The organism is Gluconobacter sp. P5E10 (genome assembly GCF_018812145.1).
GTDB classification, from domain to species: Bacteria; Pseudomonadota; Alphaproteobacteria; order Acetobacterales; family Acetobacteraceae; genus Gluconobacter; species Gluconobacter cerinus.
In genome coordinates, this window is sequence record NZ_JACRVZ010000001.1 from 55,515 (window position 1) to 72,793 (window position 17,279).

Genomic DNA, 17,279 nt, shown 5'->3' on the forward strand with positions numbered 1-17,279 from the left:
ATTTTCGATTTGGTACCGATCAGATCAGCACCAGCGGAAACGGTTGTCTACCCCCGGCTTTTCAGCCCGGAACGCCCTTGCTGGTGGAATATTCGAAGTGCAGGGCTGTATCCGGATGAACTATGGCGTGAATGGCATGAACTGCCATCGCACCTTCAGAAAATCCCTGAAGAATTAATTTAAGCTTACCAGGATAGGTTGCCACATCGCCGATGGCGAAAATGCCCGGTGTGCTGCTTTCCAAGGTCGCCGGGGTGACCGGAACCGTGTTGCGATGCGTGTCCAGACCCCAAAGCGCGATCGGGCCGAGATCCGTGGAAAGACCATAGAACGGCAGGAGCGTATCAGCGTCCAGATGGCGGGATTCGCCAGCCAGAGTGGTGACTTCCACCGCAGAAAGCTGGCCGTCCGTACCGTGCAGGGCGTGGAGCTGGTAAGGGACAACCTTCTCAATACGGCCCGCTTTGATCTGATCGTCGATGCGGGACAGTGTTTCCGGGGCCCCGCGGAAGCGGTCTCGGCGATGCAGCAGATAAATGTGCTCAGCAACATCTGAAAGCGACAGCGCCCAATCCAGAGCAGAATCGCCACCACCGGCAACGACAATTTTCTTGCCGGCGAAATCAGCACGCTTCTTGACGTAGTACTGAACTGCCCCTGTGCGCTCGTACGCTTCCAGTCCGTCTAGCGGTGGACGGTTCGGACCGAATGCGCCAGCACCAGCGGCGATGATGACAGCCTTGGCTTTCACGGTGTCGCCACGTGCTGTGGTGAGCGTGAAGTCCCCACGGTGGCCCGTCAGGGTTTCCACGCGGGAGCCGAGCAGACGGGGAACGTCGAACGGTGCAATCTGCTGATCCAGCGCTTCGATGAGTGCGCCGCCCTCAATGGAAGGGTGCGCCGGAATGTCATAGATCGGCTTTTCCGGGTATAGCGCCGCGCACTGACCACCAATGCTGTCGAGCGCGTCAATCAGGACGCAGCTCAGTTTGAGCATTCCGCATTCAAAAGCTGCAAAGAGGGCGGTCGGACCGGCGCCAACAATCGCGACGTCGGTGGAGAGGGTTTGAGGTGAAATCGTCATATCTGTTTCTTAGGCGTTTTGAGTTGAATGGGGTAGACCATCCCGCATGCGGTGCGCCTTTGTCATCCAACATATTAATGCAACAGGCGGAACCGAGCGCTCTGCCTGCGCGGTGATGAACGGGCTTGTTCAGCGGGATGTGACGGTTCATCTGCTGGAACTGTTGGGAAACGGCCCGCCCGTCTTTCCGCTGGATGACAGAATTCCCGTAAAATCCCTGTTTGAAAAGCCGGTAAAAATTTTCAGCTCCTGGCCACGAATTGTTGGGAAATTGGTGCGCTATCTGAAGCGTCACCGCATCGACACACTAATTGTCGTGGAAGCCACACATGCTCTGTATGGCGTGGCTGCGGCCCGTCTGGCCGGGTGTCGGTGCATCGTGTGGGAGCACTTCAATTTCAACATTGCGCTGGGGCGTCGCAAACGGGTCTGGGGGCGGCAGATTGCGGCACGATGGGCTGATGATGTGGTGGTCCTGACGGCGCGTGACAAAGCGCTCTGGCAGGCAGGACTATCCCTCAAAGCGTCTCTGTCAGTTATTCCGAATATGGCCCCCCCGGTCTGGCAGACAGCTTATGCGCAGGCTTCTCGTCTTGTTCTGACGGCAGGTCGGCTGACCGCTCAGAAAGGCTATGATCTCCTTCTGAAAGCCTGGGCGATTATAGAAGCCGATCAACGCGGAGCAGCCTGGTCTCTGCTTATTCGTGGAGACGGACCGGACCGCCTCATGCTTCAGCAACAGGCGGCGTGCCTGAAGCGCGTGACGATTGCACCCGCGACCCCTCATCTTGACGACGATTACCGGCAGGCCGCGCTCTACGTGTGTTCATCGCGCTACGAAGGGCTGCCGATGGTTATGCTTGAGGCTGCCTCAGCGGGAGTGCCGGTGGTGGCGTTTGATTGCGAAACTGGCCCGGCGGAAGTGGTTGTGCCGGAGGAAACAGGAATCCTCGTGCCACCAGAGGATTATATCGGACTTGCTGAAGCTCTTCTGGCTCTGATGGAGCGGAATGAAAAAAGGCGGGCCATGTCTGACATGGCCCGCCTTAAAGCGCTGGAATTTCAGGAAGGCCCCATCATGGATCGATGGATGGCTCTCCTGGGTCAGTCCTGACTTTTCTTCAGCCTGCTGCCTGAAGCGTTACTTTCCGCTCAAGTGCCATACCTAGTGCCGTTGTCACAGCGTCTTCAGAGAATGTGACGCTGGTGTATGTCTGTCCGGCTTCAATGATGCCAGACAGAGTTTTGGCGGAGTGCAGCGCCACAATCTGTTGGGCCATGTCTTGGGTGGTAGATTGGACGAGGCCACGCAGGCTTTCCGGAAGCGCCAGTCCTTCTGCGGCCACGGGCGTCATGATGCAGGGCACGCCCGCAGACAGGCTTTCCAGCACCTTACCCTTGATGCCTGCCCCGAACCGGAGAGGAGCGACACTGAGGCGCACCTGATTCAGCACGTTGTCCAGGTTCTGGACATGACCAAGAACCCGGATGCGATCGCTGGCCAGAGCATGGATGCTGTCTGGCATCTCTGCCCCAACCAGAGTGCAGGTAATGGTCGGATCCATGGCCCACACTGCGGGCATGATGTCATGCACCAGCCACTGCACGGCATCGCTGTTTGGGGCATGTGCGTAGTTACCAATGAACAGTAGGCCGTTTCTGTCGTGGCTTGTGGACGATGTGCTGGCCGCAGGTGTTGCCCATGGAACCACATGCACAATGGCTTGCGGCAGATCTTTCCGAAGCTGGGCCGCTTCTGCTTCAGAGTGCGTCAGGACAGCATCCGCCTGTAGCGCTGCACGGTATTCCGCCACACGAATCTGATTGGCCTTTGCCATCAGTTCCGGTCGGCCCTGCACTGCAGCCTGACGTGCCAGACGCAGGAAGTGAAGGTCTGCGACGCTGTAGAGGACGTAGGCTTTCTGCTGGTTACGGCGGACGAGTGCCATGTAGCGCGTCGCGATATCTTCACGGTGCAGATACACGACGTCGAAGCTGTTCAACTGGCGGCGCAGAACGTCTTCGACGGACGCAAAGAACGGTAGTCCCTGCACCTTTACACTCGGCAGTGAGTCCAGAGGTGCGGTCATGTCCATTTGGTCAGCGGCTACGAAACAGACGTCATATCCCAGAGTTTCGAGGGCCATCATGTGAGACAGGATCGCCTGCGACCCTGCATCCCGCTTGGCATCGGGGCGAAGGCTGTCAATTACGAGTGCGCGCTTGCGTTGCGTGGTGGCCTTCGTGAGCATTCCCCGGCGACGGCGCGTGGCATGAAGCGACTGTTCTGCCAGACCACTCACGGCCAGCGCACGGGACTGTCGGAGTTTTTCCACCTGTCCAAGGAGGAAGGACAGAACCTGATCGCCGGACTGTTCGTCAGCGGCGGCAGACACAGCGCGGGCTACAGTCTGCTCCATATCCGCGTCGAAGGCCGTTACGGGTTCCAGAACCTGTGGCGTGCCTAGAAGTGCTCCGTCCTCTTCCCGACGCACTTCCAGAACATGGCGTGTGAGGGGGGAGAGGCCGCCGGGCAGGATCACATCGAAGCCGCAGAGCAGGGGCCGTCCGCTCTTGGCAACATCGGGGCGGCGACCGTTCGCCACGATGGAAGCGAGAACCACCCCGTTATCGACAATCTGCAGCGTCACGACATCTTCGGGGTCAGCAGGGTTCGTCGCCCAGCCGGAGATGCGATTGCGTGTAGCGATGTCGATGAAGCCATCCAGAGGGGCCACTGGGGATGGTGCCAAAACGGCCTGTGGAATTTTCTGCTCCATCTGGTCCATCATCCAGGGCGTGTTGCCCAGGGGAGCGTGATCGGTAGCGCGGCGCACTTCCAGAACGTGACGATCCAGCGGAGACAGACCGCCTGGAATTTCAAATCGGAAGCCACAGGCTCCACCAACATCTGGCCTTGCCGTTGCAGTGGTGACTTCGCCGAGAACAACCCCATTATCAAGGATCTGAAGACGAACGGCGTCAGTGCTGCCCGGAACGCGTGCCCATCCTTCAATATGGGTGTGGGTTACGACGTCCAAAAAGCCTTCCAGAGCGCCCGTTGCCACACGTGCTTTCGTCGAAAGAGCGTTCAGGCGCGTCCGGATGGCGGCGAGTTGAGCGCCTTCTTCAACACGTGGCGCACAATAGCGGGCCTGAACCGGCTCTGCTGCAGGATAGAGCACATCGTACTCAGAGGCATTGTGGAACATGCCGCGAGAGCTGTCGTCTACAAAGGTTTCAGATTCCGCACCGTTCGCGAAGATGACGTCGTGGCTTTCCAGCTCAATGTGGAAATAAGCCACCTCATCCATGCGTTCTGCCTGAAGGATGCTCGTGCCATTGACCAGGGCGACTGCAGGGATCAGGACGCCGTCCAGATACATGGCGTGGAGCGGCGAAACGGACAGGTCCTGCTGGGGCAGATTGTTGCCCAGAGAACCGCTTCGGAAAATGACTGGCAGGATGTCGCGGTTGCCATTGGCGAACGTACCCGAATAGCTGCGGCGACCGATCCAGTGAATAGCCCGCAGACCGTTCGAGCGGGTCTGAACCAGGTCACCGATTTCAAGCTGCTCGACGGGAATTTCTCCGCGGTTCGTCAGGATGAGCGTGCCACGGCAGTAGCACGGCGTCCCTTCGGCCAGGAGCAGTGTGCCACCTGTACTGTCAGACTGAACCGTAAAGAAATCAGCGGCGTAATCGCTGTCGAGAGCAATCGTATAGGTGTCTGTGCCGTTGGAGATTTCCAGCGTGGAAGGGTCTGTCAGGGTTGCTGTTGTGCTGCTGGACCAGGCGAGTTCCGGCAGATCCACTTTTGCACCACTGGCAAGATGGATATTCTTGGTCGTGCTGCCGGCATAAAGTGCCAGACGGCTGCCATCACCAACGCTGATGTTCGAGGCTGTGCTTCCGCTGTGAACGGCAGCAGTCTGACTGCTCGTCAGAGCAACATCGGACAGAGCTGCGCCACTTGTGGCGCTGTAATCTGTCATTTCCAACAGGGTCAGGGACGGATCGTGATCCGATTCGCCATCCAGCTGCCCTGTGTTGATATGCAGGGTCTGGAACTGGCCTGCATTGGCGAACCCGTCTGTGCCGATGGTGTGATCAAGGGACTGAGCGTTACCTTCATAGATGTAGGTGTAGCGGTTGCTCGCGTCTTCCTTGGTTTCCATGTCCGTCAGGCCAGCGTTGGCATAGACCTGATTGGCGTCGCTCCACGCTACGTCATTGAAGTCACCAAGGATGCCGATCTTGGCGGTCGGATCGTTCGAAAGCTGGTTCTGGACGTAGTTCGTGATGTACTGGGCCTGCGCGATACGGTTGTTAACCGTCGCCGTCGTGCCGCCATGGTTTACCGGGGGCTGGGTCGCGCCATAAAGCTCCGAACTTCCGGCCTGGGAGGACAGATGCACGTTGATGAGCGTGACGTCCTTGCCGTTGAACTCGAAGGTTCCAACCAGTGGCAGGCGGGTATTCTTGAACGTGCCGCTCAGTTCCTCACTGCCAATGGTGGTAACGGGTTCTTTCAGCGTGACGCGGTCTGCGTTGTACAGGAACACGCTACGGATGTTGCCGCCCGTGACACCGCCCTGCGTGTTATTGGCAGGATCAACCTGAGCCCACGAGTAGGTCGGGCCACCGGCATCTGCGATGGCCTTGACCAGTGCTGCGAGGTTTTGCTCGGCGCTGACCGTACCATCGCTGGTTGTGCCACTGTCGTCCTGGATTTCCTGGATAGCCAGAACGTCCGGGTTGTCGAGGTTCTGCACGATGATCTTGGCAACCTGCGCCAGACGGTCTGCATTGGCCGGATCAAGAGCGTTGAAATTCTCGATATTATAGTCACTGACGAGAAGATTCTGCTCGTCCTTGTGGAAGGTCGTGACCGGAGCAGGCGTTTCCGTGTGAATGACCGTGACCTGTGTGGTCGGGATCAGTTCATAAACGCCGTTATAATAGGTCAGAACACCTGTGATATCGCCAAGCTTGTCACCGACTTCGGCACTGATGGCCGAACCAGGGGTGACGCCGCTGTCGTAATAGATTTCGACGCGCTGGGTGTTGATGCTGCTCTCGGTGCTTTGAAGCGCACCGGTGGGTGTCAGGAGGCCATTACCATTATCAGGCACGACCCATGTGGCATTGGACGCGGTGGCGCCGGTCGCCACGACATCATGCAGGGTAATGACCTGACCGATGAGGTTACGATAGAAATCAAGAGCGTTCGTGTCCGGGCTGAGAGACGCAGTGCTCTTGTTGAGATCGATCGCTTGCTCAAGGTCGCCGAGGTAAGATGCGGCTGGAACCGTCAGGCCACCCTGACCAATGACCGTCGGAGCAATCTCTGCGTAGGTCGCGCCCGTATCGGTGTAAGAGACCAGATTGATCTCCGGCAGCGTGAGGGATTTGCTCCAGGAGGTGCCGGAGTAGTTCGTGACGGTGCCGGTAATGGTAACGGTTTCACCCACGGTCGGAAGGGTGGCTGTCTTGCCCGCATAGACAAAGATGCCCGTGCTGCCGATGCTGTCTTTGTCTTTGCTGGCCTGCTGAACCCAGAAGCCGATGCTGCCATTCGTATCGATTGCCGTGACGACGCCAGTAGTTGTGACGCTGGTACCCGCATACGGGCTGTAATAGCCGACGCCATTGATCTGCTGGATTGTCAGGGTCTGGGGCGTGGTGCTGGTTCCGCCGGACGAGCTTCCGCCTGTTTCCGATCCGGTGCCAGTGCCCGTTCCACTCCCGGTATCGGAGCCCGAAGAGCCTCCCGTGCCGGTATCAGAACCACCTGTGTTGGTGCCTGTTCCTGAACCGCCTGTAGCGCTCCCGTCATTGGCGGCTCCCGGTGTGACCAGAACCGTTCCCGCAGCGGCAGTGGTTCCGTAGCCTTCGATACCAGCCAGTGAGGGGTCATCAATTGCCCAGTCGGAGGCGCTGTTTGTGTCCGTTCCGTCAGGAATGCGGGACGCGCCAGCAATCAGCTTACCCGTCAGAACCGGAGCGCCAGCATAGGTTGGATCACCGCTGCCACCGTCTGAAACGGCAATGGTATCTCCAATCTCAGACCAGGGCGTGGAGGTGAACGTCCCACCATTGGCGGTATCGAGATCATCGCCAGCCTTGCCGGTGAAATTCTTGACCAAAAGGACAGTTTGCGTGCCGTTCTGCAAAGCATTCGTCTGGTATGGCGTCACCCAGTAGCCAGCGCTGTTGGTCGTCCCGAGTTGAAAAACGTTGTCAATTTTGCCCGCAACGCTGCCGTCACCATCAACAACGATCAGTGACCATTCACTGTAATCTGTGTCGGCGTCCCCTTTTACTTCAATAAATTCGTTCGGATCTCCCGATGTACTTGGATTGAACATGAATTCATTGATCAGAAGATTGGACGTCATCGGTAAATACCCTGATTGGAATGGTCTTGTTCAGAATGGTTACTGAAAAGTTAAAAACCATTTCTCTGTGTATGTAATAAAGAGTCAATAAGGATTGTTTGAATTTTTCAAATAATCACAAAACGTTCACTTTATTTCGTTTTGTGTCATGCTTTATGCTTGTGACGAGCAATGCCGTGTTGTCAGAAAGCAGAACATCCACCGCTTGATGGATGAGGCATGCGGCGTCACATTGCGGGGATGCAGATACGTCTTCCTGATCAGTCCTCGACCGAACATCTTGCCGCCCGAATCGCTGGGCTGTGCGCTCCGGGCGATTGCATTGCCCTGTCAGGCGGTCTTGGGGCCGGGAAAACCACCTTTGCGCGGGCATTTCTGCGGGTCTTGGCCCGTGATCCGCAGATGGACGTTCCAAGCCCGAGCTTTGCACTGGTTCAGCCCTATGACACGTCTGCCGGGCCGGTTTTCCACTATGATTTATGGCGGCTGGAGGGGCCGGATGCGCTGTATGAACTGGCCTGGGATGAAGCCTGCGAAGGCATCATGTTGGTGGAATGGCCAGAGCGCGCTGAAGATCTCCTGCCTGCCAATGCGTTGCATCTGACACTGACCTCAGGCGCGACAGAAGACGAACGGTTTGCAGAGCTATCCGGCTGGCCGGACGAACGTCTGAGCGGGATTGCGCTATGACCGTTGTGACGATTGCCGGTACCGAACCGTTTCTGGATCGGGTCGCTCATGAATGGCTGAAACAGGACCCCGCTGCCGGAACGGACGGTCCGGGCCTGCTGCTCGTGCCGAGCCGTCGTGCCGGGCGTGCGTTGATGGAAGCGTTCCTGCGCGTGCTGGATGGCAAGGCATCCCTTCTGCCGCGCATTGTTGCGATCAACGACGTGGATGAAGAGGCGCTGGCGTCCATCGGGATTGATGTCTCGTTGCCCCCGGCTGTTGAGCCACAGAGACGGCTGGCTGTTCTGTCCATGCTGATTCTGCAAACGCCCATTGTCAGTGTCGGAGTGGACAAAACCAAAGGCATTGATCGGGCATGGCCTCTCGCCAAGGCCCTGGCTGACCTGATGGATGAGGCCGAGCGCAGTGGCGTCGATCTGGCAAGAAGCCTGCCGGACGCTGTGGAAGAACGCTTTTCAGAACACTGGCAGCAGACGCTGAAATTTCTGGAAATCGTTACGACCATCTGGCCGAAATGGCTGGAGGAAGAAGGTCTATCGAACCCCGTCGCCCGTCAGGTCGCGCGTCTGAAAGCGCAGGCGGCAGCGTGGTTGCATGTTCCTCCCCACACGCCTGTCTGGGCGGTTGGGTTCGCGGACGGGTCCGCAGCGGTGTCAGATGTGCTGGCGGCAGTGGCGACATTACCGACCGGGCTGGTGATCCTTCCGGGGGTTGATCTGGATCTGCCTCAGACAATGTGGGACGCGCTGCCTGCGTCACATCCACAGGCTGGTCTTAAGGAAATTCTCGCGGATCTGGGGGTGACACGCGACGATCTAACGGACTGGGACGGCGGCAGGGATCGGGCCAGAGAGCGTCTGATGCGTGGCGTCATGCTGCCGGAACAGGGGATTACGGCCTGGGGGCGGGATCTGAACCCGCGTGATATCTCTGGCCTGTCCCTGCTGCCCGCACAGGATCAGCAACAGGAAGCGCAGTCCATCGCGTTGATCCTCAGGAACGTGGTGTCCGTCTCCGGCCAGACCTGCGCGCTTGTGACGCCAGATCGTAGCCTTGCTCAGCGTGTCGGGACCGAGCTTCTGCGGTTCGGAATTTATGCTGATGACAGTGCGGGTGAGCCTCTGGCGCAGACGCCAGCCGCCGTGTTCCTGCGCCTGATCGCCACGGCAGCCGAGGCGCAGCTTTCCCCGGTGGCTCTGCTTTCTGTTCTGAAACACCCTTTGGCGTCTCTTGGTCGGACACCGGGTAACTGTCACGCCTCGGCCCGTCGGCTGGAGCGTCTGTTGCTGCGTGGACCCGCTCCTGCACCGGGTATCGCGGGCCTTAAAGCGGCACTTGAGACGTATATTCAGAACCAGCGTGACCCGGACAATGGGGCAAGCGCAGATGCTCCTGATGAGCCGGAAGGACCAGCGGCATTCATTGCCCGGATTGAAGCCGCTTTCGAGCCTCTGCTCGGTCTGTCCGGCGCGGTTCCACTCCCTGAATTGCTGGAAGCCTTAATTCATACCGCCGAAGCCTTAGCGGCGACCGAAACAGAACTGACTGCAGAGCCCGAAGAAGGACTGCATCCGGGCGGGCGTCTCTGGATGGGGGACGATGGTGAAGCTCTGTCCCGCCATTTGGCTGCCCTGATCCAACATACCGGCATCCTGCCACCCCAAAGGCTGGCGCATCTGGATTCCTTTTTGAATACATCTATGGCCGGGCAGATGCTGACGGGCCTGCGCGCGCATCGGGGTGGTGTGGAACTGGCCCATCCGCGTGTCACCATTCTCGGTGTGCTCGAAGCGCGTCTGCTGGCGTTCGATGTGGTTGTTCTGGGTGGATTAAACGAAACGGTTTGGCCACCTGCAACAGATCCGGGGCCATGGCTGAGCCGCCCCATGCGGACGCGTGTTGGTCTGCCGTCTCCCGAGCGTCAGATCGGCATCAGCGCTCATGATTTCGTCTCAACGGCTTTGGCTGCTGGGGAGGTTGTGTTCTCCAGTTCCGCCCGGCGGGATGGTGCACCGGGTGTACCCGCCCGCTGGATGGTGCGAATGGAAGCATTTCTGGGGGGGCGTGGGCAGAAACTGCCGGTGCATCCCGCGCTCGAATGGCAAAAGGCTATGGATCAGCCGCTGGATGGTGCGGAAACGGTGGCGCCTCCAGAGCCAAGGCCTCCTGTGGCACTCCGTCCGCGTCGTTTGAGTATCACGGAGATCGAGACGTGGATGCAGGACCCGTATGCCATTTACGCCAAGCATGTTCTGAAGCTGAAGGCGCTCAAGCCTCTTGAAGAAGGGGCGGAACACGCGGATTTCGGCATGATCGTGCATGAGGCCATGGATCGGGTTCTCAAGGACTATCCGGATCGCTGGCCGCAGAATGTAGCCTCCTCCCTGAAGCGCGCGTTCACAGAAGAACTGGCCAAGGCCAATATGCGACCTGCGCTGGTCAGCTGGTGGGCCCCAAGGCTGGAGCGTATCGCAGACTGGGTGGCCGTACAGGAGCGGATCCGTCGGGAACAGGAACACGCCGTCGCGCGACATATGGAAGTGTCTGCGTCCTTCAGGATCGAAGCTGCACGTGCACCGTTCGAACTGCGCGGTAGGGCGGACCGCATTGATGTTGATGAAGACGGCAAGGCGACGATCTTCGATTACAAGACCGGCTCTCCGCCCACCGGCAAAGCCGTGGAAGGTGGATGGTCCGTTCAGCTTGTTCTGGAAGGAGCACTGCTGGCCAAGGGTGCTTTTGAAGGCGTTCCGGCTGCCGAGACGAAACAGCTTCTGTACTGGCATCTGACCGGCGGCGATGATCCGGGGAAAGAGAGCGAAGTTCCAAGTCGGAAATCCAGCCTTGATGCGGCTGTCCTGATTGGTGAGGCCATGGAAAAACTGCGTGGCCTTATTGATGAGTATGATCAGCCCGATCAACCCTATCGCTCCCAGCCCTGGGCCGGTCATGTGCCGCGCTACACGGATTACGCGCAGTTGGCGCGGGTGGATGAATGGCGCGCGGCCTATGCGGAAGGAGACGATTCATGAGCGAGACCCGCAACCGCGCTGACGTTATTGCTGAAGCCGATCGAACACAGCTTGCTGCGTCTGATCCGATGGCGTCCGTCTTCGTGTCCGCGTCTGCCGGATCGGGCAAGACCAAGCTGCTGATTGATCGTCTGCTTCGTCTGATGCTGCCCCTTGAAGTAGAAGCAGATGATGGGTCGATTGTGTTGGCCGAAGGGGCAAACCCATCCCGCATCCTGTGCCTGACCTACACCAAGGCCGCCGCCGCGGAGATGGCCAATCGTCTCCAGTCCCGGCTTGGCGAATGGGTGTCGCTTCCGGATGAGCGTCTGGGCCGGGAACTTGAGAAATTACGTGTTCCCAACACGGACGAGACGCGCCGGGCGGCCCGTGGGCTGTTCCTGAAAGTTCTGGACCTGCCGGGCGGTCTGCGGATCGAGACGATCCACGCGTTTTGTCAGTCTCTTCTGCGTCGTTTTCCGCTTGAAGCCTCCGTCGATCCGCATTTCACCCTGATGGAAGATACGGACACGACGCTGGCTTTGCGGGAAGCCATGGAAGATGAACTCGCCAAGGCTCCGAAAATCGTGGCGGAAGTGGCGGGGACTATCGGGATCGACCGGTTCTTCCAGCGGATCCGCGTCCTGAACATGGAAGAAAGCCGCGTCCGTCCCCTGCTGGATCGTTGGCAGATGCTGCCGGATGCTGTGCTGAGCGCCTATCGGGGAGCCCTGAAAGCCGGGCAGGAGGCGGCGTCTGATCTGGAAGGGTTGATCTGTAAGCCTCGCAAGGAAGCGGAATTGCGGGCCGGACTTCAGGCGGCGGTCGGCGTTGTCACGGCCGCTGCGAAGCCGACTGTGGAGCAGATGCTTCTGTGGCTCGGGACTCAGTTGGAAGACCGTTTGGCCCCCGTCTGGAGCAAATATCTGCTCACGGACAAGGGCACCTTGCGGCAGATGAATCGCATCATTAGCAAGAAAGCACAGGACGTCGTTCCTGAAGTCGTGCCGCTGCTGGAAGAGGAAGGCCAGCGCCTCCTCGATCTGACAGAGAGCATCAAGCGCGCCGTGCTTCTTTCCCTGAATCGCGCGCTTCTGTCTCTTGCTGCGCCGATGCTGTCCAGCTTCCGTGAGGGCAAGGCCGCGCGTGGACTGGTGGACTACAACGACCTTATTCAGGAAACGCGGAATCTGCTGGAAGATCCAGGTGCGGCCTGGGTGCTCTACAAGCTGGATGGCGGTATCGACCACCTGTTGCTGGACGAGGTGCAGGATAATTCCGGGCTTCAGTGGGAAATCGCCGGGGCTCTGACATCCGAGTTCTTTTCCGGTGAGGGGGCATGGGAGCAGGGACCGAGACCCCGCACCGTGTTCGCGGTCGGCGACTACAAACAGTCCATTTACGGATTTCAGGGCGCTGATCCTGAGCAATTTCATAGCTGGAGAGCCGAGTTTGCCCGTCGCGTTCAGAATGCGGGTCTGCCGTGGCGTGATCCGGATCTGAACGTTTCGTTCCGTTCGGTTACACCCGTTCTGTCTTTCGTGGATGCGGTCTTTTCGCAGCCGAATGCCGCACATGGCCTGCTGGAGAAGGGGCAGGAGACACTGCTTCCCCATGTCTCCGCGCGTCCGGGGCAGGGTGGGCGCGTTGAACTCTGGCCGCTCGTCCCGGTGCTGGAAGGCGAGGACGATGATGAAGGTCTGACGCCCTGGCAGGCTCCGAAAGCCAATACCGGCCAGCGCAGTGCGCCACAGCGTCTGGCGGAGGCGCTTGCCGGGTGGATTGATCAACAGATTGGCCGTTCGCCGCAACCGGGACAGGCGCCTTTGAAAGCGGGCGATGTTCTGATTCTCGTGCCGCGTCGATCCTCGTTCCTGCGCTCCCTGATCCGGGCGCTGAAATCGCGGAACGTGCCAGTCGCGACACTGGTGCGTGTCGGTCTGACGCAGCAGGTGGCCGTGCGCGATCTCATGACGCTCTGTGCCGCACTGCTTCTGCCACAAGACGATCTGACATTAGCGGCGGTTCTGACCTCACCCCTCGGTGGACTGAGCGATGATTCTCTGATGGCGCTGGCGACAAAAGATGGTCGCGCCCATGCCCTTGGCCCGAAAGGCCAGCCGCTCTGGACTGTCCTGCGGGAACGTCATCGGGAGCGTGCGGAGTGGCAGGCGGCATGGATGATGCTGTCCGCGCTTTATGCTCGGGTGGACTATGCCACGCCGTACCGCCTGCTGACCGAAGCGCTGGGCCCGCATGGCGGGCGCACAAGACTGCTGCGTCGTCTCGGGCCTGAAGCGGCTGAACCGGTGGATGAACTGCTGACAGCCGCCCTGCGCTACGAAGGACTGCACCCCCCTTCGCTTCAGGGGTTTCTGCATTGGCTGGAAGCTAGCGAGATCACCAGCAAGCGCGAAGCGGAAAGCGAAACCGGGGCTGTCCGCGTCATGACTGTGCATGGATCGAAGGGATTGCAGGCCCGTCTGGTCGTGATGCCGGATACGTTGTCCCGTGCGCCAGCCAGTGGAGACTTCCTGTGGGAGGAAGCCGCCGGGCTGGATCTTCCGATCTGGGTGCCGAAGAAAGATGCTGGCACGGATGTCACGACGGCTTTGTCTGCGCGGAATGCGGAAAAGGCCCGGGCGGAGAACAACCGTCTGCTCTACGTGGCTTTGACGCGTGCCAGTGACTGGCTGGTGATCTGCGGAGCATCCACGAAACGCCAGCCGGAAGACACGAGCTGGTATCGTCAGTGTCAGGCCGGGTTCGAAACGCTCGCCAATGCGCAATCCGAACCGCTGGGACTGGGTTGGGACGGAGACCGTCTGGTTCTGGAAGAAGAGCGAAGTGTGGCTCCTGCGCCGGATGCCGCGCCGCAGATCGTCGCGCCCATGCTGGACTTGCCGATCTGGCTAGGCCGTGCGCCCGACTGGCGCGCGGATGTTGCGCCGATGGAAGACGCCATGACGCGCCCTCTGGCTCCAAGCCGCCCGGATGGCGCGGAGTTTGGCGAAGTACCCGCAGCCCGCTCCCCGCTGGAACTTCTGGCAGGCAGGCCAAAGCCCGTTCGGGAACAGGCCATGCGACGCGGTACGATGATCCATCGCCTGCTTCAGCTTTTGCCGGAAACGCCTTCCGAAGATCGGCTGGCACTTGCAACCCGCTGGCTCTCCAGACCTGCGCTCGGGCTGACAGAGATCGAGGTCGGGCGTCTGACGGATCAGGTCATGGGCGTCCTGCATCATCCAGATCTCGCACCCCTGTTTCAGGCAGGCAGTCGGGCAGAGCAGCCGATTTCAGGCATCAGTGAGGGGCGCGTGGTTCTGGGGCAGGTGGATCGTCTCTGGATCGGGGACGGAGAAATCTGGATCTGCGATTACAAAACGAACCGTACTCCACCGATTCGCGTTGAGCGCACACCCGTGGCCTATGTGCGGCAGATGGCGGCCTATCGGGCTGTTCTCCAGCAACTGCACCCCGATTTTGCCATCCACTGCTCTCTGGTCTGGACGGAGGGGCCCTCTGTGATGGTTCTTCCAGATGAGCTTCTGGATCGTGTACTGGAGGGGTCTTGATTTAATGGGCAGGCTCTTGCAGTCCTGGCCAGAGAAGCCGATATCGGTTTGCAGAAACACGTTTCATCACAAGGAACACGTCCATGAGCGCAAATACGGTTGCCGTTACGGATAGCAGCTTTGAAACAGACGTCCTGAAGTCTGAGGGCCCGGTTCTGGTCGATTTCTGGGCAGAATGGTGCGGTCCGTGCAAGATGATTGCTCCGGCGCTTGAGGAAATTGGCGCTGAGTATCAGGGCCGCCTGAAGGTCGCCAAGGTCAACATCGACTCCAACCCGGAAGCCCCGACGCAGTATGGCGTTCGCAGCATCCCGACGCTGATCGTCTTCAAGGACGGCAAGCCGGTTGCACAGCAGATGGGTGCGATGCCAAAGAGCCAGCTCAAGGCCTGGATCGAAAAGTCCATCTGATCTGACGGCTACTCGCTGTTCACTGTCCCTCATTCAGGGACAGTGGGGGCGTGGTCAGAGGCGATTCCTTTGTGTAGGATCGGGCCATGCGTCCGAAAGCCTCTGATTTCCCACCCCCCGTCATCGTAACCTCCAGTGAGGAGGTTGCACGGCTCTGCAACAAGCTGAAGCAGGAGCCGTTCGTTACCATCGATACGGAATTCGTTCGGGAAAAGACCTACTGGCCCGAGCTCTGCCTCGTGCAGCTTGCTGGTGCCGAAGACGTCGCCGTTATCGATACGTTGGCACCGGGTATTGATCTGGCTCCGCTAGGCGAACTTCTCGATGAGCCCGGATGCATCAAGGTCTTTCATGCCGCGCGGCAGGATCTTGAAATTTTCCTTCATATTTTCGACCGGCTTCCGCAGTCCTTGTTCGATACGCAGGTCGCTGCGATGGTGGCCGGGTTTGGCGATCAGGTCGGCTATGACAGCCTCGTAGGGGCCATCACCGGCAATGCGATCGACAAGGCGCATCGTTTCAGTGACTGGTCAGCCCGTCCTCTGACAAAGGCCCAGATTGCTTACGCTGCAGCAGATGTGACGCATCTTCGCACGGTCTATCTTGCGCTTCGCAAGCAGCTTGAAGATGAAGGTCGCCTGCGCTGGGCTGATGCTGAACAGGCTGTTCTCACGTCCGAAGAGACATTCCGCCCTGATCCGCGCCGTCTTTGGGAAAAGCTGAAAGCCCGCACGAATAATCGCAGAATGCTTGGTATCCTGCGTGAGATAGCAGCATGGCGTGAAAAAGAGGCGCAAAACGCCGATATTCCCCGCCAGCGGGTTATTCGGGACGAAAGTCTGCTCGAAATTGCTGCGATCAAGCCGGAAAATGTTGAGACGCTAGCGCGTGTCCGTGGTGTAACGCGTGGCTTTGCCGAAGGGCGCATGGGGCAGGGGCTTCTGGAAGTCGTTCGTGTCGGTGAAAACCTTCCAGAATCCGAGCTACCCAAGCCACCGTCCAAGTCTGATCGTGGACGGCCATCAGCAGCACTGGTTGCGCTTCTTCGGGTGCTTCAGACAGCCAAGTGTGAAATGCACAAGGTTGCGCCGCGTCTGGTGGCGTCTTCCGAAGATCTGGACCGGATTGCGCTTGGTGAGACGGATGTCGGTGCTCTCAAGGGCTGGCGTCGTGAAGTTTTTGGGCTGGATGCGCTGGCGCTCGTACGTGGCGAGATCGCACTGGCTGTCGTAAAGGGATGTGTTGAGCTTCAGCGGGTTGCACCAGACGGTGAACCTGCGGACGCGTGACAAGCACCTTCGACGCGGGCATGACTTTCTGGTAAGGAACGTCACCCAAAAGATTCCGGTCCTGTAAAAAGGGTCGGCGGGTAACAGGATAGTGGGCCAAGACAGGCCCGGATGCGCGACAGAGGAACGATATATGGACTGGACGGACGAGACGATCGCCAGACTTCGCGAGTTGTGGAGTCAGGGACTTTCGACCGCCGAAATCGGCCGCCAGCTTTCCATCACGAAGAATGCTGTTGTTGGCAAGGCGCATCGCCTTGGCCTGCCGCCCCGCCCGTCACCCATCCGGAACCGCAAGGTCAAGGATGGCGAAACGCCGTCAACGGAAGTGCCACGGCGCAAGCCCCCCACCCGGAAGGCTGCGGCACCTGCCGAAGCAACTGCTGACCTTTTGGGTGACAAGGTAGATGCCAAGGCCACCCCAGCCAAGGTGGATGCGCCCAAGGCTGCTCCTGCAAAGGCAGCAGAAACTGTGGCGGCCCGTCCTGTGGTTGCTCCAGTTGCACGCGCAGCTGCGGTTCCACCCCTGAAGGCTGAAGCGCCCGCCAAGCCGCCTGCTCCGGAACCCCGTGTGGCTCCGCCGGTCCGTCCGGCTCCGCCGCCGCGTTTTACGGCCAGCATTGATCGTCCGACGCGTCGTGGTCCGTCCTGCTGTTGGCCGATCGGTGATCCGGGCACCCCGGGGTTCCATTTCTGTGGCGCAATTCCTCTGCCGGGTAAGCCCTACTGTGCGGAACATGCGGCCATCGCCTACGTCAAAATCCGCGACCGTCGCGATTAAAAAAAAGCCGTCCAAATGGACGGCTTTTTTATTGGCTT

9 protein-coding genes are annotated in these 17,279 nt (G+C 59.3%); 7 read left to right on the forward strand and 2 right to left on the reverse strand.

Annotated elements, in window-relative coordinates; translation table 11 throughout:
- Nucleotides 1-61 precede the first annotated feature (61 nt).
- Nucleotides 62-1,084: an NAD(P)/FAD-dependent oxidoreductase gene (locus KP707_RS00235; protein WP_202206227.1), complete on the reverse strand. Its 1,023-nt coding sequence runs from the start codon at nucleotides 1,082-1,084 to the stop codon at nucleotides 62-64.
- Nucleotides 1,085-1,130: 46 nt separating this feature from the next.
- Here KP707_RS00235 and KP707_RS00240 point away from each other — a divergent pair, with 46 nt between their 5' ends.
- Nucleotides 1,131-2,198 carry a glycosyltransferase family 4 protein gene (locus KP707_RS00240; RefSeq protein ID WP_211501773.1) on the forward strand — a complete coding sequence of 356 codons (1,068 nt, stop codon included), beginning with the start codon at nucleotides 1,131-1,133 and terminating at the stop codon, nucleotides 2,196-2,198.
- A 7-nt stretch (nucleotides 2,199-2,205) separates the two neighbouring features.
- On the opposite strand, the gene KP707_RS00245 is transcribed toward KP707_RS00240, so the two are convergent.
- Nucleotides 2,206-7,485 carry a Hint domain-containing protein gene (locus tag KP707_RS00245; RefSeq protein ID WP_211501774.1) on the reverse strand — a complete coding sequence of 1,760 codons (5,280 nt, stop codon included), beginning with the start codon at nucleotides 7,483-7,485 and terminating at the stop codon, nucleotides 2,206-2,208.
- Between the two features lie 240 nt (nucleotides 7,486-7,725).
- Here KP707_RS00245 and tsaE point away from each other — a divergent pair, with 240 nt between their 5' ends.
- From tsaE to KP707_RS00275, 6 genes are all read left to right on the forward strand, one after another.
- Nucleotides 7,726-8,175: a tRNA (adenosine(37)-N6)-threonylcarbamoyltransferase complex ATPase subunit type 1 TsaE gene (gene tsaE / locus KP707_RS00250; RefSeq protein ID WP_211502203.1), complete on the forward strand. Its 450-nt coding sequence runs from the start codon at nucleotides 7,726-7,728 to the stop codon at nucleotides 8,173-8,175.
- The gene (addB, locus tag KP707_RS00255) at nucleotides 8,172-11,207 is read left to right on the forward strand and encodes a double-strand break repair protein AddB (RefSeq protein WP_211501775.1); all 3,036 of its coding nucleotides are present in this window, start codon (nucleotides 8,172-8,174) and stop codon (nucleotides 11,205-11,207) included. Before tsaE ends, addB begins: the two co-directional genes overlap by 4 nt.
- Nucleotides 11,204-14,761, forward strand: coding sequence for a double-strand break repair helicase AddA (gene addA, locus KP707_RS00260; RefSeq protein WP_211501776.1), 3,558 nt, complete (start codon nucleotides 11,204-11,206; stop codon nucleotides 14,759-14,761). The genes addB and addA overlap by 4 nt, the downstream gene beginning before the upstream one ends.
- 83 nt (nucleotides 14,762-14,844) lie before the next feature.
- Nucleotides 14,845-15,171: a thioredoxin TrxA gene (gene trxA, locus KP707_RS00265; protein WP_211501777.1), complete on the forward strand. Its 327-nt coding sequence runs from the start codon at nucleotides 14,845-14,847 to the stop codon at nucleotides 15,169-15,171.
- Nucleotides 15,172-15,257: 86 nt separating this feature from the next.
- Nucleotides 15,258-16,460: a ribonuclease D gene (gene rnd / locus KP707_RS00270; RefSeq protein WP_064273550.1), complete on the forward strand. Its 1,203-nt coding sequence runs from the start codon at nucleotides 15,258-15,260 to the stop codon at nucleotides 16,458-16,460.
- Nucleotides 16,461-16,593: 133 nt separating this feature from the next.
- Nucleotides 16,594-17,241 carry a GcrA family cell cycle regulator gene (locus KP707_RS00275; protein ID WP_211501778.1) on the forward strand — a complete coding sequence of 216 codons (648 nt, stop codon included), beginning with the start codon at nucleotides 16,594-16,596 and terminating at the stop codon, nucleotides 17,239-17,241.
- The last annotated feature ends 38 nt before the right edge of the window (nucleotides 17,242-17,279 follow it).

Coding starts and splice junctions, on each gene's coding strand:
- KP707_RS00235 (WP_202206227.1), bottom strand. CDS start 1,084: ATGACGATTTCACCTCAAACCCTCTCCACCGACGTCGCGATTGTTGGC.
- KP707_RS00240 (WP_211501773.1), top strand. CDS start 1,131: ATGCGGTGCGCCTTTGTCATCCAACATATTAATGCAACAGGCGGAACC.
- KP707_RS00245 (WP_211501774.1), bottom strand. CDS start 7,485: ATGACGTCCAATCTTCTGATCAATGAATTCATGTTCAATCCAAGTACA.
- tsaE (WP_211502203.1), top strand. CDS start 7,726: ATGCAGATACGTCTTCCTGATCAGTCCTCGACCGAACATCTTGCCGCC.
- addB (WP_211501775.1), top strand. CDS start 8,172: ATGACCGTTGTGACGATTGCCGGTACCGAACCGTTTCTGGATCGGGTC.
- addA (WP_211501776.1), top strand. CDS start 11,204: ATGAGCGAGACCCGCAACCGCGCTGACGTTATTGCTGAAGCCGATCGA.
- trxA (WP_211501777.1), top strand. CDS start 14,845: ATGAGCGCAAATACGGTTGCCGTTACGGATAGCAGCTTTGAAACAGAC.
- rnd (WP_064273550.1), top strand. CDS start 15,258: ATGCGTCCGAAAGCCTCTGATTTCCCACCCCCCGTCATCGTAACCTCC.
- KP707_RS00275 (WP_211501778.1), top strand. CDS start 16,594: ATGGACTGGACGGACGAGACGATCGCCAGACTTCGCGAGTTGTGGAGT.